This is a genomic window from Mesorhizobium sp. L103C131B0 (assembly GCF_000502275.1).
In the GTDB taxonomy this organism is placed as follows: Bacteria; Pseudomonadota; Alphaproteobacteria; order Rhizobiales; family Rhizobiaceae; genus Mesorhizobium.
In genome coordinates this window covers 20,695-36,574 of the sequence record NZ_AYXC01000009.1, presented here as the reverse complement: position 1 = coordinate 36,574, position 15,880 = coordinate 20,695, and the positions used below count along the sequence as shown (strand labels likewise).

At 63.4% G+C, this 15,880-nt stretch carries 21 protein-coding genes; 4 read left to right on the top strand and 17 right to left on the bottom strand.

The window, feature by feature from the left end:
• Nucleotides 1-19: 19 nt before the first annotated feature.
• The 5 genes from X730_RS148220 to X730_RS148240 form a co-directional block, all read right to left on the bottom strand.
• On the bottom strand, nt 20-844 hold the full coding sequence (locus tag X730_RS148220) for a carbohydrate ABC transporter permease (protein WP_023671250.1): 825 nt from the start codon (nt 842-844) through the stop codon (nt 20-22).
• 11 nt (nt 845-855) lie between these two features.
• Entirely contained in the window at nt 856-1,728 is an 873-nt protein-coding gene (locus X730_RS148225) for a sugar ABC transporter permease (RefSeq protein WP_023826626.1), read from the bottom strand.
• Nucleotides 1,729-1,850: 122 nt separating this feature from the next.
• The gene (locus X730_RS148230; protein WP_023806257.1) at nt 1,851-3,161 is read right to left on the bottom strand and encodes a sugar ABC transporter substrate-binding protein; all 1,311 of its coding nucleotides are present in this window, start codon (nt 3,159-3,161) and stop codon (nt 1,851-1,853) included.
• 242 nt (nt 3,162-3,403) lie between these two features.
• The gene (locus X730_RS148235; RefSeq protein ID WP_155922460.1) at nt 3,404-3,745 is read right to left on the bottom strand and encodes a hypothetical protein; all 342 of its coding nucleotides are present in this window, start codon (nt 3,743-3,745) and stop codon (nt 3,404-3,406) included.
• Between the two features lie 111 nt (nt 3,746-3,856).
• On the bottom strand, nt 3,857-4,765 hold the full coding sequence (locus X730_RS148240; RefSeq protein WP_023671245.1) for a LysR substrate-binding domain-containing protein: 909 nt from the start codon (nt 4,763-4,765) through the stop codon (nt 3,857-3,859).
• A 110-nt stretch (nt 4,766-4,875) separates the two neighbouring features.
• Between X730_RS148240 and X730_RS148245 the strand changes: the two genes are divergently transcribed.
• The gene (locus tag X730_RS148245) at nt 4,876-5,061 is read left to right on the top strand and encodes a hypothetical protein (RefSeq protein ID WP_023671244.1); all 186 of its coding nucleotides are present in this window, start codon (nt 4,876-4,878) and stop codon (nt 5,059-5,061) included.
• Nucleotides 5,062-5,096: 35 nt separating this feature from the next.
• On the opposite strand, the gene X730_RS148250 is transcribed toward X730_RS148245, so the two are convergent.
• On the bottom strand, nt 5,097-6,056 hold the full coding sequence (locus X730_RS148250; protein WP_023826625.1) for a sugar-binding transcriptional regulator: 960 nt from the start codon (nt 6,054-6,056) through the stop codon (nt 5,097-5,099).
• A gap of 221 nt (nt 6,057-6,277) precedes the next feature.
• Between X730_RS148250 and X730_RS148255 the strand changes: the two genes are divergently transcribed.
• Entirely contained in the window at nt 6,278-6,910 is a 633-nt protein-coding gene (locus X730_RS148255) for an HAD family phosphatase (RefSeq protein ID WP_023671242.1), read from the top strand.
• A 361-nt stretch (nt 6,911-7,271) separates the two neighbouring features.
• On the opposite strand, the gene X730_RS148260 is transcribed toward X730_RS148255, so the two are convergent.
• From X730_RS148260 to ureC, 8 genes are all read right to left on the bottom strand, one after another.
• Complete coding sequence (locus X730_RS148260; protein WP_023725996.1) at nt 7,272-8,039, bottom strand: class II aldolase and adducin N-terminal domain-containing protein; 768 nt, start codon at nt 8,037-8,039, stop codon at nt 7,272-7,274.
• Between the two features lie 66 nt (nt 8,040-8,105).
• Nucleotides 8,106-8,738 (bottom strand): urease accessory protein UreG, encoded by a 633-nt coding sequence (gene ureG / locus X730_RS148265; RefSeq protein WP_023671240.1) that lies wholly within the window; start codon nt 8,736-8,738, stop codon nt 8,106-8,108.
• 13 nt (nt 8,739-8,751) lie between these two features.
• Nucleotides 8,752-9,192 (bottom strand): DUF3995 domain-containing protein, encoded by a 441-nt coding sequence (locus tag X730_RS148270; protein WP_023826624.1) that lies wholly within the window; start codon nt 9,190-9,192, stop codon nt 8,752-8,754.
• Entirely contained in the window at nt 9,189-9,860 is a 672-nt protein-coding gene (locus X730_RS148275) for an urease accessory protein UreF (protein ID WP_023826623.1), read from the bottom strand. The genes X730_RS148270 and X730_RS148275 overlap by 4 nt, the downstream gene beginning before the upstream one ends.
• Nucleotides 9,853-10,455: an urease accessory protein UreE gene (gene ureE / locus X730_RS148280; RefSeq protein WP_023689158.1), complete on the bottom strand. Its 603-nt coding sequence runs from the start codon at nt 10,453-10,455 to the stop codon at nt 9,853-9,855. Before ureE ends, X730_RS148275 begins: the two co-directional genes overlap by 8 nt.
• Complete coding sequence (locus X730_RS148285) at nt 10,452-11,057, bottom strand: glutathione S-transferase family protein (RefSeq protein ID WP_023683600.1); 606 nt, start codon at nt 11,055-11,057, stop codon at nt 10,452-10,454. Before X730_RS148285 ends, ureE begins: the two co-directional genes overlap by 4 nt.
• A 42-nt stretch (nt 11,058-11,099) precedes the next feature.
• Nucleotides 11,100-11,693, bottom strand: coding sequence for a hypothetical protein (locus tag X730_RS148290; RefSeq protein ID WP_023689157.1), 594 nt, complete (start codon nt 11,691-11,693; stop codon nt 11,100-11,102).
• A gap of 92 nt (nt 11,694-11,785) precedes the next feature.
• On the bottom strand, nt 11,786-13,501 hold the full coding sequence (ureC, locus tag X730_RS148295) for an urease subunit alpha (protein ID WP_023826622.1): 1,716 nt from the start codon (nt 13,499-13,501) through the stop codon (nt 11,786-11,788).
• Between the two features lie 177 nt (nt 13,502-13,678).
• Here ureC and X730_RS148300 point away from each other — a divergent pair, with 177 nt between their 5' ends.
• Nucleotides 13,679-14,041 carry a hypothetical protein gene (locus X730_RS148300; protein WP_023826621.1) on the top strand — a complete coding sequence of 121 codons (363 nt, stop codon included), beginning with the start codon at nt 13,679-13,681 and terminating at the stop codon, nt 14,039-14,041.
• 123 nt (nt 14,042-14,164) lie between these two features.
• On the top strand, nt 14,165-14,662 hold the full coding sequence (locus X730_RS148305) for a hypothetical protein (RefSeq protein ID WP_023689155.1): 498 nt from the start codon (nt 14,165-14,167) through the stop codon (nt 14,660-14,662).
• A 26-nt stretch (nt 14,663-14,688) separates the two neighbouring features.
• Here the strand turns inward: X730_RS148305 and X730_RS148310 are convergent, their stop codons facing one another.
• The 3 genes from X730_RS148310 to X730_RS148320 are packed head-to-tail and all read right to left on the bottom strand — an operon-like array spanning nt 14,689 to nt 15,880.
• The gene (locus X730_RS148310; RefSeq protein WP_023671231.1) at nt 14,689-14,994 is read right to left on the bottom strand and encodes an urease subunit beta; all 306 of its coding nucleotides are present in this window, start codon (nt 14,992-14,994) and stop codon (nt 14,689-14,691) included.
• 8 nt (nt 14,995-15,002) lie between these two features.
• Complete coding sequence (locus X730_RS148315) at nt 15,003-15,596, bottom strand: HupE/UreJ family protein (RefSeq protein ID WP_023826620.1); 594 nt, start codon at nt 15,594-15,596, stop codon at nt 15,003-15,005.
• A 29-nt stretch (nt 15,597-15,625) separates the two neighbouring features.
• Nucleotides 15,626-15,880 (bottom strand): DUF1272 domain-containing protein, encoded by a 255-nt coding sequence (locus X730_RS148320; RefSeq protein ID WP_023826619.1) that lies wholly within the window; start codon nt 15,878-15,880, stop codon nt 15,626-15,628.

Genomic DNA, 15,880 nt, shown 5'->3' with positions numbered 1-15,880 from the left:
TTGCTTCAGGCAACGTCCGTTATTTTACCGCACCGAAGGTCAGCCCGCGCACCAGCTGCTTCTGGCTGAACCAGCCCATGATCAGGATGGGCGCGATGGCCAGCGTCGATGCCGCCGAAAGCTTGGCCCAGAACAGGCCTTGCGGGCTTGAGAACGAACTGATGAAGGCCGTCAGCGGCGCCGCCTCGGTGGTGGTCAGGCGGATGGTCCAGAACGCTTCGTTCCACGCCAGGATGATGTTGAGCAGCATGGTCGAGGCGATGCCCGGCACGGCCATGGGGGTCAGCACATAGACGATCTCGCCCCACAGGGTGGCGCCGTCCATGCGTGCCGCCTCCAGGATTTCGCCGGGGATTTCGCGGAAGTAGGTGTAGAGCATCCAGATCACGATCGGCAGGTTGATCAGCATCAGCATGATCATCAGACCGATGCGGCTGTCGAGCAGTCCGGCATCGCGGAAGATGAGGTAGATCGGGAATAGCACGGCAACCGCCGGCATCATCTTGGTCGAGAGCATCCACATCAGGATGTCCTTGGTCCACTTGCCCGGCGAGAAGGCCATCGACCAGGCGGCCGGAACCGCGACTATCAGGGCCAGGATGGTCGAGCCGACCGAGAGCAGCACCGAGTTGAAGAAGAACTTGAAGTAGCCGCTCTGCGCCTGGACCTCGGTATAGCTCTCGAACGTCCCCGACGGGATCAGCGCGAAGCCCTGGATGGCCTCCTGCTCCGACTTGAACGAGGTGATGATCGTGTAGAGGATCGGGAAGAAGATCAGCAGCGCAACGATCCAGGCGGCGCCTGTCGCAATGACCTTGTGTTGGGTGGTGACTGCACGTGCCATCGTATCCTCCCTTACTTGTCCAGGTTCTTGCCCACCGCGCGCATGGCGAAGAAGGCGACGATGTTGGCGAGAATGACGGCGATGACACCGCCGGCCGATGCCTGGCCGATTTTGAACTCCAGCAATGCCTTCTGGTAGACGAGGAAGGGCAGGTTGGTGGAGGCATAGCCGGGTCCGCCATTGGTGGTGACCAGGATTTCGGCATAGACCGACAGCAGGAAGATGGTCTGGATCAGGATGACGACGGTGATGGCGCGCGACATGTGCGGCAGCGTCAGATAGATGAAGCGGCTGACGAAGCCGGCGCCGTCCATCTCGGCGGCTTCCTTCTGCTCGCCGTCGAGCGACTGCAATGCGGTCAGCAGGATCAGCGTGGCGAAGGGCAGCCATTGCCAGGCGACGATGATGATGATGGCCAGCATCGGGTGCTGCCCGAACCAGTCGATTGGCTGGGCGCCGAAGAAGCGCGCAATGTCGGCAAAGACGCCGTATTGCGGGTGCATGATCATGTTCTTCCAGACAAGTGCAGCCACCGGCGGCATGACGAAGAACGGAGAGATGACGAGGATGCGCACGATCCCCTGTCCCCACATCGGCTGATCGATCAACAGCGCCAGCATGATGCCGCCGATCACGGTGATCAGCAGCACGCTGCCGACCAGGACGAGCGTGTTCAGGATCGATTGCAGGAATGCCGGGTTGGAATAGAACAGCGAGTAGTTCGAGAACCAGACGAAGCCGTCGCGGATCGGGTTCAGCGGATTGTATTGCTGGAAGGAGAACCAGAAGGTGATGACCAGCGGCACGATCATCCAGACGAACAGCAGCACCACGGATGGCGCCAACATAAAGCGGGCAAGCGAACGGGTCTGCTGAGTAGCCATGACGGTCACCCTTCACTAGTCGGACTGAATTTTCACAGCGGGGAAAAAGCGGCCGCCCGAACTGGGACTCGGGCGGCCATCGCCGGTCAGGAGGCGACCGGCGTTCGGCACCGGGAGGAGCCTTACTTGATATAACCGCCTTCGGTCATGGTCGCCGTGGCGGCGTCCTGCGCCTGCTTGAGCGCGTCGTCTACGCTGGTCTGGCCGGCGAGCGCCGCCGAGAACAGCTGGCCAACGGTTGTGCCGAGGCCCTGGAACTCAGGAATGGCGACGAACTGCACACCGACATAGGGCACCGGCTTGACCGTCGGATGCGCCGGATCGGCGGCATTGATCGAGTCCAGCGTCATCTTGGCGAACGGGGCCGCCTTCTGGTACTCGGGATTGGCGTAGAGCGAGGAACGCGTTCCCGGAGGAACGTTGGCCCAGCCTTCCTTGGAAGCGACCAGTTCGGCATAGTGCTTGCTGGTTGCCCATGAGACGAACTTCTGGGCGGATTCCGCCTTCTGCGTGCCTGCGGGGATCGCCAGCGACCAGGCCCAGAGCCAGTTGGCGCGCTTGCCGAGGCCATTGTCCGGCGCCAAAGCATAACCGACCTTGTCGGCCACCTTCGAGGCCTTCGGATCCGAGACGAAGGACGCCGCCACGGTGGCGTCGATCCACATGCCGCACTTGCCTTGCTGGAACAGAGCCAGATTCTCGTTGAAGCCGTTGGACGAAGCGCCTTCCGGACCGTCGGCCTTCATCAGGTCGACATAGAACTGCAGTGTGTTCTTCCATTCCGGCTGGTCGAACTGCGGCTTCCAGTTCTCGTCGAACCAGCGGGCGCCAAACGAGTTGGACATGGCCGTCAGGAACGCCGTGTTCTCGCCCCAGCCGGCCTTGCCGCGCAGGCATACGCCGTTCACGCCATTGGCGCGGTCGGTCATCTTGTCGGCGGCCTGCTTAATGAAGTCCCAGGTCGGGGCATCGGGCATGGTCAGCCCGGCCTTCTCGATCAGGTCCTTGCGGTACATGACGAAGGAGCTTTCGCCGTAGAAGGGCGCGGCATAGAGCTTGCCGTCGACCGACAGGCCGCCGGCGATGGCCGGGATGATGTCCTTGGCGTCATAGTCGTCGCCGAGCTTGTCGAGCGGCAACAGCCAGCTCTGCTTGGCCCAGATCGGAACCTCGTAGGTGCCGATGGTCATAACGTCATACTGGCCGCCCTTGGTGGCGATGTCGGTGGTGACGCGCTCGCGCAGCACGTTCTCTTCGAGCGTGACCCAGTTGAGCGTGACGTCGGGGTTAGCCTTGGTGAAGTCGTCGGTCAGCTTCTGCATGCGGACCATGTCGCCATTGTTGACCGTGGCGATGGTGATGGATTCGGCGTGTGCGGCAAAAGCGAAAGCGCTGGCCGACAACAAGCCCAGGGTGAGCGTGCGCAGTTTCATCAAATTCCTCCCATGAACCAAGATGAGCATTTGCCTTGGTAATGGGCAATTACTCACTTGGCATAAATTATGTCAAGCCAGATTCGATGCTGCAGCGCAGCACGCAAGGCGGAGCGCGGCGTTGCGCGCGTAGAGGATATTGAACCGATTTGGGAAGCTGTTTGCAGGGAATGTGAGAGCGGGTTGATGCCGACCCATCGCAACCCAATCGTCGCGCCAGGGGAGCGATAGGGCCGAGTCCATCAGCCGTGGGACGGGTAGCTTCCCACGGAATATTCGAAAACCCTGCCGTCGCGGATTTGCTTGGCTCTGGTCAGCACTTCCGTCACCCGGATCCAGCCGGCCTCGTCCTTGCGCAGCCTAACTTCCCGGCCGATTGCCTTGACGGCAGCTTGAAACGGCGTAAATGCTTCGATCACCTGCGTCGTGCGCACGGTGTTGTTTTCGATTTCTTCGACGCGATAGACTTTCATCAGCCGGCTGATCGACCCTGTTTCAATCTGCAGACGATTGATCCTGCTCAATTGGGTCGTCACAAGCACAAGCCTATGCCGGGCGAGTGATATCGACAGCGTTTTTGTCAAGCTTGGTTAACCGGGTGGCCCGATCGCAGCTGTTTGTCCGCGAAGCGAGCATTCGTCGCGGATCCATGGCTCGCTTTGCATCTCGGAAATCAATCCGCGAGTCGCTCGCCCTCAGGCGCAGGCGATCTCGGCCAAGATCCAGTCCCGGAAGGCTTTTATCTTCGGCACGTTGCGACGCGCCGTCGGGTAGACCAGCCAATAGGCGTGGCCGTCGTCGCCGACTAGGTCGAAGGGCTGGATCAGGCGGCCGGCGGCGAGCTCGGTCTTGAACAATGCGGTGGTCAGGATCGCCACACCATGGCCGGCGATGGCCGCGTTCGCCTCATAGGCCTGCGCGCCCATGCTGGTGCCGGTGCGCCTGGCAAGTTCGTCCGCCGGGACGCCGGCAAGGGCGAACCATTCCCGCCACCAGATGTCGCCGGGATCGAGAATGGGCAGCTTGAACAGGTCGGCGGGTTCGTGGACGCCACCTATGGTGGCAGCGAGTGCCGGGCTCAGCACCGGGGTGAAATCGGCCTTGAACAAAAGATGGGTCTCCACTCCAGGCCACTTGCCGCTGCCGGAGCGGATAGCGATGTCCATGTCCTCGCGGGCAAAATCGATCACCCTGTTCGAGGTATCGACGCGCACCGCCAGCGACGGATGCGCGACCTGGAAGGAGCCGAGGTGCTGCGCCAGCCAGTTCGAGGCAAAGGTCAGCAGCGTCGAGACGCACAGCACACCATCGGCGCCCCCACGCGCGGCGGAATAGGCGCTTGAGAGCAGGCTGAACGCCTCGCTGACGGCGGGCGCCAGGCGCTGGCCGGGTTCCGTCAGCACAATCTGGCGCGGCTGGCGCAGGAACAGCGGCGAACCGATGCGCTCTTCCAGAAGCTTGATCTGGTAGCTGGCGGCGGCCTGCGTCATGCCGAGTTCCTGCGCGGCCTTGGTGAAGGAGAGATGCCGCGCGACGGCTTCGAACACCCTGATGGCCTGCAGCGGCGGCAACTGGGCGAGCTGTGGTGCCTTGAGATCGGGCATAAGCCCTCCTTATGGGTCGTGATCGACGTTTGATTGGCGGCAAGAGGCAATCAGGCCGATATCTGGTGTCAACGATCAATCAAGTTCAAGCATAGCGGAGGCCGAAGATCATGACCACGGTACAGCAAAAGCTCCATTCGACCCCGGCGCAGAGCTGGTTTTCCCTGCTGGTGCATGAATTTTCCCTGCTTGTGCACCGCCGGCGCGGCTACGTCGACGTCCGGGAGTTGTCGCCGCATCTGCAGCGCGACATGGGTTTTCTCGACGGCAACGACCCGTCCGGGCGCTGCAAATAAACATGTTGGATTTTATCGATGGGCCGCTTAATCTATCAGGAACCGTCGAGCAAAGCCGTGGCGGTCCGCTCGTCGGTGATGAGGCCATTGACCAGCCGGCGGTTCACAGCGGCCACGATGCCCGGCAATTTACGCTCGCCCATGGCGAGCGCAATGACCAGCGACTTTTCGCGTGACGGCAAGGCTGCCGACGATACCCGGTCGTTGGTGATGCCCTCGATCATGCGGCCTTCCCGGTCGAACACCCAGCCGACGATCTCGGCGACGCCGCCAGCCTTTTGCAAAGCCTTCAGCTCGCTTTCCGAGATAAAACCGTCCTCGTAGAGCGGCGCCTTCGGGCCGAGATCGCCGATGCCGACAAAGGTCACGTCGGCTTCCGCGGCCAGCGCCAGCGTCGGTTGGATCATCGGCTGGGCAAGCAGCATCTCGCGCTCTTCCGGCGACGAGGCGATGACCGGCAGCGGCATCGGGAACGAACGCGCCTTGACCCGGTCGGCCATGGTGAAGATGACGTTGTAGAAGGCGGCCGAACCGTCGGGCGAGATGTTGCCGGTCAAGGACACAACCTTGTGCTGCGAGCATTCCATCGGCGGCAATTGCTCGATCGCCGCCTTCAGCGTGCGGCCGGTGCCGATGGCCAAGACGATGGGCGTCGGTGACCGCAGCCGCCGCTCGATCTCGGCCGCAGCCGCCTCGGCAATGCCGATCGTGGTCGAGGATGAGGTTGGATCGCTCGGCACCACTTCGACGAGGTCGAGCGCGAAGCGTGACTTCAGTCTAGCTGCGAGATCAAGGCAATTGGCGATCGGGTGGTCGACCCGCACCTTGATCAGCCCCTCCGACACCGCCAGCGACACCAGCCGCTGCGCCGTCTGCCGGGAAATGCCGAGCGTGGCGGCGATCTGGTCCTGGGTGTTGCCGGCAACATAATAAAGCCAGCCGGCGCGCGCTGCCTCGTCCAGCCTGCTGCTGCCGCCGTCTTGCCGCGAATTCAAAATGTGCCTCCAGCCCTGCCCATTTGCCTGCCCTCGGGCGAAGCGTCATAGTCTTGCAGGGAATGTGTCGGCGCGCAATTGTCTATTGGCAGGGCAATTGCTTGCTGCTTCCGATCCGACTGCCGCGCGGCAATCAACCCAGCGAAAATCGCCGGCGAACGGGCTCGGCGGTTTATCTCCTGATACAAACGCTTTAAGGGGATCGGCAAAAGGAGCCTCGCATGACGCCGAAAGCGGTTTTCTGGGATATGGACGGCACGCTGGTCGACAGCGAGCCGCTGCATGAGGCGGCCTTGGTGGCGGCGCTGCGCAGCGTCGGTATCACGCCGCCGGCCGACCTGCATGAGCGGGTGCTGGGCGTCGCCGCCGCACCGGTCTACGAGATGCTGCGCAGCGAGTTCGGCCTCGACCTGCCCTTCGACGACTGGATCGTGCGCAAATACGATCACTACATGCCGATGGCCGAGACGCTGAAGCCGCGCCCCGGCGCGATCGAAGTGTTCAACGAGTTGCGCGCGCTCGGCGTGCAGCAGGCGGTGGTGTCCAATTCCGACCGGGTGATCGTCGATGCAAATCTGAGCGCCGTCGGCCTGATCTATCCCGGCATGCGCACGATCAGCCGAAACGACGTGCGCGAAGGCAAGCCGCATCCCGAACCGTTCCTGCGCGCCGCGTGGCTGGCCGGCGTCGATCCTTCAGACGCGGTGGCCGTCGACGACAGCGTTACCGGCGCCACATCAGGCCTGGCCGCGGGGATGCGGACGATCTTCTGGCCGGAAGCGCCGATGGCAGGACCGAAGGGCGCTGTCGTGATCAACAGTGCGGAAGAGTTGCGGGCTCAGTTGGGACTCTGAGTGAGCCTATGAACGTCGGCGCTGCCCCTCATCCTCCCTTCAGCTTGGCCATGCATTGTCTAATGTTGCGCCGGTCGACCCCCGTCTCGGCTTCGCCGAGCCACCCTGCCGGGGCGAGCCACGGGTCTCGCCCGTCCTTCGGACCCCCCGATCGACGGGGTAGAGGAAAGGCGCCAAGCTTTTTGCCGTCAAACGCTCGTCCAGAAAGGCTCCCTTCCTTTCCCTCCGGAGGGGGAAAGGTGGCGCTGCGAAGCAGCGACGGATTGGGGGAACCACCTGGCAATCAACCTTACGCCGATCAGTCATAACAAATCACAGAAGGTGAGTGCGTAGCGTAAACGGGAGAAGCACGGATGGTCGCTTAGCTCCGGTACACCGGCTCCTCCTCGTCGAGGATCGCCTTCAGCTCGGCGAGATGACGCTCCGCCTGGCCGGGATAGTCGTCCATCTCGCTGGCGGCCTTTTCGGCAATGGCGTCGGAGAGCGTGCGCAGCGGCCGGCCGGTCCATAGCGCCTTGATGTAGGTCTCTGCGGCGCGCTCGAAATAGAACATGCGGTTGAAGGCGTCGGCAACGGTGTCGCCGATGACCATGACGCCGTGATTGCCCATCACCATCACCTTGACCTTAGGGTCGGTGAGCAGTTGCGAGCAGCGCTCGCCTTCCTCCTCGAAGGCCAGCCCGCCATAGTGGGCATCGACGACGTGGCGGTTGAAGAACATGGCCGAGTTCTGGTCGATCGGCGGCAGAGTCGAGTCGGCCAGCGACGCAAGCACAGTGGCATGAATGGAATGCACATGCATGGCGCAGCGCGCATGCGGCACGTTGCGGTGAATGGCGCCGTGCAGACCCCAGGCGGTCGGGTCGGGCGCATTCGGGCCGGACAATGTCTCGGGATCGTTGGCGTCGATCAGCAAAAGGTCGCTCGCCTTGATGCGCGAGAAATGCACCTGGTTGGGGTTCATCAGGAATTTGCTGCCGGCCTCGTTGACCGACAGCGAGAAGTGGTTGGCCACGGCTTCATGCATGTTGAGCCGCGCCGTCCAGCGGAAGGCGGCGGCAAGGTCGACGCGCCCCTCATAATAGGGCAGGTTGGTCAGCGGCTCTTTCTGCAAACGGGCGATGCTCATCAAAAAATCCTCCATTTCCCCGAGAATGCCGCGCCCAATGCCGACCAGCAACCGGTAAGTACTGGGTCAGGCCGCCGAGCGAGCCGACTGCAGCCCGCCATGTTCGACGATGAAGTCGATGACTTCCTGCAGTCCCTTGCCGCGCGACAGGTCGGTGAAGCCGAACGGGCGCTTGCCCCGCATTCGGGCGGCGTCGCTCTCCATGACATCGAGGTTGACGTTCACATAGGGCGCCAGATCGCTCTTGTTGATGACCAGGAAATCGGAACGGGTGATCGCCGGCCCGCCCTTCCTGGGGATTTCCTCGCCCTGGCAAACCGAGATGACATAGAGGGTCAGGTCGGCAAGGTCCGGCGAGAAGGTGGCGGCAAGATTGTCGCCGCCGGATTCGATGAAGACGATGTCGAGATCGGGGAATTTCCTGTTCAGCCCGGCGATCGCCTGCAAATTGATCGAGGCGTCCTCACGGATGGCGGTGTGCGGGCAGCCGCCGGTCTCCACGCCGACGATGCGGTCCTCAGGCAGCGCCTGCAGGCGGGCCAGCATCATGGCGTCTTCCTTGGTGTAGATGTCGTTGGTGACGACGGCGATGGAGAAATCGTCGCGCAGCGCCTTGCAGAGCTTTTCGGTGAGCGTCGTCTTGCCGGAGCCGACGGGACCGCCGATGCCGATACGCAGGGGACCGTTTGCCTGAGTCATACCGAAAACTCCGTCATGCCGAAAACTCCGTGATGGCGAGGATGGCGAAGCTGAGCCCGATCAACAGGCAGAGCGGCGAATAGAAGCTGATATCGAGCCGCGCAAAAGGCTGTTCCGGCGCCAGACGGCGCCACCACGGCGTGAAGCCGGCAATGCCGCGGCCGAGGAAGACCAGCCCTATGAGCAGCGCTGTGGCGGCAAGGCCTTCCCTTGGAAAGGGGGTGGCGAAGACCCCGGTCAGCGCCAGCGGCCACAGGGTTGCGAGGCACAGGCACGCGGCAACGGCGAAACAGGCAAACGGCGTCGGCATCTCGTCGACGCCGCGAAAGCCGACGACGGCGTGGGCGCAGGAGACGCCGTCCCTGCCCGGCCAGATGCCGCCAAGGCCCCAATAGACATGCAGCGCGGTGATCAGCAGCAGGACGGCCGAGAGGGCGAAGGCGAGGACGATCATGAGCGGAACAGCCTGGAATACTGCGTCTCGTGCTTCATCGCCATGATGTCGGAGATGAAGGCGCAGCCGCCGAGATCGTCCAATGTCGAGCCGGCGGCGCGCGCGGCCGTCGACAGCGCCAACGGCTCGAAGCCGGCGAGCAAGGCCATAGCGTCCGTCTGGCCGACGATGCCGAGTCGGATCGCCGCCTGGACGAGGTTGGAGAAGAAGGCCTGCAGGAAGGCCGACATCGCGTCCTGAAGCGCGATGCCGTTGCCGCCGGCAACGGCGCCGACGGCGACACAGTAGACGCATTCGGCCGGCAGGCGGCCCAACACCGGATTCGCCCAAGCCGCTGCCGCTTTCAGGAAGGCGGCGCCTTGCAGCATGGTTTCGGTGTGACGCTCACGCGAGCCGGCCAGCGCTTCGGCGAGATCGGCAATTTCATGGAGATCGCCGCCGCCGCGGGCGCGGCGCCAGGCTTCCGTGAAGAGCACGGCGTCGTTCCAGCCCGAGCCCATCTCGACCAGCGTCTCCAGCCAGAAGGCGAGGCTGGCGGTATCGGCAACCAGCCCGTCTTGCCCGGCGCGTTCGAGGCCATGGCTGTAGGCAAAGCCGCCGACCGGAAAGGCCGGCGACAGCCACGCCATGAGCCGCAGCAAAGCGATGCCGGACGGCTGGTCAGTCATGATCGTGATGATGCCCGTCATGGGAATGGCTGTGCGAATGCGACTCGCTGTGTGCGTGGGAACGTCCATCATGGGAATGCGCTTCGGCGTGCGCATGCGCATGGCCATGATCATGACCATGCGCACCTTGGGCGGAATAGGCGCCGCGCACCGGCTTGAACGGTTCGGAGACTTCGCGCACCGTGGCGCCTAGCCCTTCCAGCATAGCCTTGATAACATGGTCGCGCAAAATCAGGATGCGGCTGGGCTCAATCGCAGCCGCCAGATGCCGGTTGCCGATATGCCAGGCGAGTTCGGTCAGATGCACGGCGTGGCGGGCGCGGATGTCGTAGACCTCTTCGGGTGCCGCGGTGATCTCGACCTGGCCGCCATCCTCCAGCACCAGCCGGTCGCCATCGTTCAAGGTCACGGGTTCGGGCAGGTCGACCAGCACCTTGCTGCCGTCGGCAAGCTCGATGGCGCGGCGGCGCAAATGACGCTCGTCATGGGGCAGGACGGCACGGCCGGATGGCGGCGTAGTTCCGGCAGTGCCGGCAGGCACCACCGAGACGGCCCGGGGGAACTTGGTGAAGTCGGTGTTCAGGTTGAGTTTCATCGCATGGCTCCACCGTTAGCCTGGGCTCTCGCACGGGCAGGCCGCGCCAGGACGCGGTCGAAATACGCGTTGACGCGCTCGGATTCGATCGGAAATTTTCCGGCGCGGGCCCAGCCGCCCATGTCGCCCAACAGCACGTCGACGGCGGAAAACCGGTCGCCCAGCGCAAACTCCCGATCCCCCAGCCGGCCGTCGAGCGCCTTGGCCTCCGAGGCGAAATCGTAGGCGGCGGCGGGGCCGACATCGACCCGCACGTCCTTCGGCAACAGGAAGCGGTGGCGCAGCTTGTTCCACAGCGGCGCTTCGAACTCGGACTGGGCAAAATGCATCCAGGAATCCATTTCGGCGCGTCCGGCCACACCTGGATTGGCGCCCATGCCTTTGTCGGCGTGCTTGTCGGCGAGATAGACGCAGATTGCCGCCGAATCAGTCACCGTCAGTTCGCCATCGATCAGGATCGGCACCTTGCCCGACGGGTTGAGCGCATAGGCTTCGGGCGAACGCAATTTGACCTCGACGAATTCATAGGGCTGCCCGAGTTCCTCGAGCATCCACAGAACGCGGCTGACGCGGGATCCACGCGATCCGATGGCCTTGTACATGGTTGAACCCTCTTTCCTGCGACCCTAAACCATAGCCACTGTTCAGACGATGGTGTCGAAGAGCCGCAGGATGAACGATATCTGATAGATCAGCGTGCCGGCGACGAAGGCGATGTGGAAGCGGCGGTCACGCACCAGTATGGCGGCGATGCACAACACCACGAAAACCGGCGTTCGGAACAGATATTCATTGCCGTAGCGGGCGAAATGCTCGGGACCCTTCAGCAGCGTGTCGACGACGTCGAGCAGATAGGTCGTCGCCAGCAGGCCGAAGAACCAGCCACGGCGTGAATAGAAGAAATCCTCGTAGCTGGTGTAGTCGAGCATCGAATCCGGAAACAGCAGCGCGCACAGCAGGAACAGCGTGATGGCGTAGAAGATCAGGAACAGGTACTTGCCGAAAGTCCAGACCTCTATGGTGTAGAGGCCGAACTCCCACCACCAGAAATGCACCAGCAGCAACAGCATGGAGGCGACCCAGCCGAGGTGCACGGGATAGAGCCTGTACTGGCCGGGATGCTGGACGATTCGCGCCACCCCCGACAGCAGGCGAGCGACGCCAAGTCCGATCACCATGCCCATGACGATGCGGATATGCGGGAAGATGTCGTGGGCGGAGGCTATTTCGGTGGCCATGACCTGCTACGCGGTTTCTTTGAGCCGCATATTGCGGTGGGACCGACCGGGTCGCAACGGAATTTGCCGGGTTGATCAAATCGCCCCTCGCCTCAAAACAGGAAATACCGCTGCGCCATCGGCAGCACGCTTGCCGGCTCGCAGGTCAGTAGCTCGCCATCGGCGCGCACCTCGTAAGTCTCCGGGTCGACTTCGACATGCGGCGTAGCGTCGTTGAGGACCATCGAATGCTTGCCGATGCCGCCGCGGGTGTTTTCCACCGCCACGAACTGCTTGTCGACGCCGAGCCGGCCATGCAGGCCGGACTCCAGCGCGGCCTTCGAAACGAAGGTCACCGACGAGTTGGTCCTAGCCTTGCCATAGGCGCCGAACATCGGCCGGTAGTGCATCGGCTGCGGCGTCGGGATAGAGGCGTTGGGATCGCCCATGGGCGCGGCGGCAATCATGCCACCGATCAGCACCATGTCGGGCTTGACGCCGAAGAAGGCTGGGTTCCACAGCACCAGATCGGCGCGCTTGCCGACCGCGATCGACCCGATGTCCTTGGACAGCCCATGCGCGATGGCCGGATTGATGGTGTATTTGGCGATGTAGCGGCGAACGCGGAAATTGTCGTTGTTGCCGGTCTCCTGCGGCAATGACCCGCGCTGGCGCTTCATCTTGTCGGCGGTCTGCCAGGTGCGGATCGCCACCTCGCCGACACGGCCCATTGCCTGCGAGTCCGACGAGATGATCGAGAAGGCGCCGATATCGTGCAGAATGTCTTCCGCCGCGATGGTCTCCTTGCGGATGCGGCTTTCGGCAAAGGCGATGTCTTCGGGTATCGACGGCGACAGATGATGGCACACCATCAGCATGTCGAGATGCTCGGCCAGCGTGTTGACGGTGTAGGGCCGGGTCGGGTTGGTCGAAGACGGAATGACGTTGGGCAGGCCGCAGACCTTGATGATATCGGGCGCATGGCCGCCACCGGCGCCTTCGGTGTGGAAGGCGTGGATGGTGCGGCCCTTGATGGCGGCGACGGTGTTCTCGACGAAGCCGGATTCGTTCAGCGTGTCGGTGTGGATCATCACCTGCACGTCGTAATCGTCGGCAACCGACAGGCAGCAGTCGATGGCCGCCGGCGTCGTGCCCCAGTCCTCGTGCAGCTTCAGCGAGCAGGCCCCGCCCAGCACCATTTCCTCCAGCGCTGCCGGCAGCGAGGCGTTGCCCTTTCCGGACAGCCCGATGTTCATCGGGAAAGCGTCGAAGGACTGGATCATGCGCGCCATGTGCCAGGGTCCGGGCGTGCAGGTGGTGGCCAGCGTGCCATGCGCCGGGCCGGTGCCGCCGCCGAGCATGGTGGTGATGCCCGACATCAGCGCTTCGTCGATCTGCTGCGGGCAGATGAAGTGGATGTGCGCGTCGAAGCCGCCGGCGGTCAGGATCTTGCCCTCGCCGGCGATGATCTCGGTACCGGGGCCGATGATGATGGTGACACCGTCCTGCGTGTCGGGATTGCCGGCCTTGCCGATCGCCGCGATGCGGCCGTCCCTGAGACCTATATCGGCCTTGAAGATGCCGGCAGTGGCATCGACCACCAGCGCGTTGGTGATGACCGTGTCGACCGCGCCGCCGGCGCGCGACACCTGGCTCTGGCCCATGCCGTCGCGGATGACCTTGCCGCCGCCGAATTTCACCTCCTCGCCATGGACGGTGAGGTCCTTTTCGACCTCGATAAACAGCTCGGTATCGGCCAGGCGCACTCTGTCGCCGACCGTCGGGCCATACATCTGCGCGTAGGCGGCGCGGGTAATTCTAGCCATCAGTCAATGCTCCCCAAACGAGAGTCCGGCCGCAGCCGAACTCCACATCGTCGCCATCCAATGGTCATGCAATGACCCGCTCGGCGACACCTTCTGATCCCATTTGGCCGTTGAGGTGGCCGTGCCACCCCAAACCGCCCGTTTGCCAAACCCTTGGCCAAATCGATGAAAGGAAAATACATGCGCAAAATCATCGTTCTTGCAGCCGCCGCCACGCTGGCCTCCGCAACCGTAGCCGGCGCCCACCAGCAGCCCACGCCGCAACCGAAGCCGGCGGCGCCCAGCGCTCAGCCGGCGGCGCCGGCGATCCAGAAGGTCAACATCGTCGATATCAGCGAATTGCCCAAGGCCACCCAGACGCAGGTCAATCAGGTGATCGACCAGCGTGGCGATGCCGGGCTGCAGAAACTGCGCTCTTCGATCGACGCGACGCCGCAGATCAAGTCGGCGCTCGAAGCCAAGGGGCTCACCTCGGCACAGGTGGTCGCCGCCAGCATGACCACCGATGGCGCGCTGACCCTTGTCACCAAGAAGGCAAGCTGAAAGAAGCGCTTGGCGGGCCGGCACCCGGCCCGCCAGCCCACAGGGAACCTTCGCCCGACAGGAGGCGTTTCGTTCCTTTGGCGCCGAACGGCGTTGCACAGAAAAGTCCACCAGGAGCGAGCAATGCCTGTCTTTGCCGACACCAGATGGCTCCAGAGCCTTGCTGCCTGCACATTTCTCGCAGCTTTCGGCCCGCAAGCCGCGCAAGGTCTTGAAAGCGCTGACGCCGTCAACCGGGCCGACACCGTCAACAGGATCGTCGGCTCCGATGTCCGGCAGGAGGAGGCGCGGACGGAACCACAGACCAACAAGATCATCACCGCGATCGAGCGGACGCGTGAGAACATCGGCGCCGTGCGCAAGACGTCCAAGCTCGATACTGTGGATATCGTCTTCCTCACCGACGCGGCGCGCAGCGAAGGCGGCCCGCCGCCGGCGGTCGAGAGCAAGGTCGAACAGCATCAGGATGACATTGCGGAACTGCGCAAGGAGATCGACGCCAACGCCTTGCTGTTCAACGCCATCGATTCGCGGCGCGTGCTTACGGAAGACGTCCTTGCGGTGGAATTCGACGGCTCGGCAAGAATCGTCATCTACGCGGCGGCCAGGCCGTCGAACTGACCTCAGGGCGCCCGACCCCGTCGATCTCACAGCCTGCCCATGATCTTCTGCTGAAAACCGTAGACCTCGCGTTTTCCTCCGAACGGCACCAGCGTGACGTCCCGCTCTTGTCCCGGTTCGAAGCGCATCGCGGTGCCGGCGGCAATGTCCAGACGCATGCCGCGCGCTTTGTCGCGATCGAATTTCAACCCCTCATTGGTCTCGAAGAAATGGTAGTGGCTGCCGACCTGGATCGGCCGGTCGCCGCTGTTGGCCACCTTCAGCGTCACCGTCGGCAGCCCCTTGTTGAGCTCGATGTCGCCGCTTGCCGTGATGATTTCGCCGGGAATCATCGTTAGCCTCACAAAACGCCGAAGACCAGGCCGACGGCGACTGCAGCACAAGCGGCGCCAGCGGCGCGGGCAAGCCCGCGAAAGCGCATGCCGAGGCCAAGGCCGGCAGCGATGCCCATGGCATGGAGAAGTGCGGTGGCAACGGCAAAGCCGGCCATATAGTCAAGCCCACCGGCATTTTCCGGCACTTCGGTGCCGTGGGCATGGCCATGGAACAGCGCGAACAGGCCGATGATGGCGACTCCGGCCGAGACCGGCAGATCGACCGCCAACGCCACCAGCAAGCCAAGCGCGACGACGGAGGCAAGGATGCCCGGTTCGACGAAAGGCACCGGCACGTGGAGCATGCCGAGCGCGCCGCCGACCAGCATGACGCCGACAAAGGCCAGCGGCCAGGCCCAGATTGCCTTGCCGCCCTTGAGCGCCGCCCACAGGCCGACGGCTACCATGACGGTCATATGGTCGAGGCCGGACAGCGGATGCGCGAAGCCCGCCGCGAAGGACGGGGCGGTGCCGATGCCGACATGGGCATAGGCGGGCATCGCCGCCGCCAGCAGCAGGATCGCTGCAAGCGTGGTGCGTTTGGTTGAAGCAGAGATCATCGGTCTTCCCTTCGAAGTCACAAAAACAATCACGCAGCCTTGCGCGGGCCGCAGCCCTCGGCCTTGAGCACGCGTTGGGTCGAGGCCGGATATTTCACCAGTTTCTCCACTGGGCGGATCGGGCGTGCGGAAAAATTGCCGCCGCAGTTCGGGCAGACGCCGCCCAGCACATGTTCAGCGCAGTCAGCGCAGAAGGTGCATTCAAAGGTGCAGATCAGCGCGTCCGACGCTTCCGGCGGCAGGTCCTTGTCGCAGCATTCGCAATTCGGTCGCAGCTCCAGCAT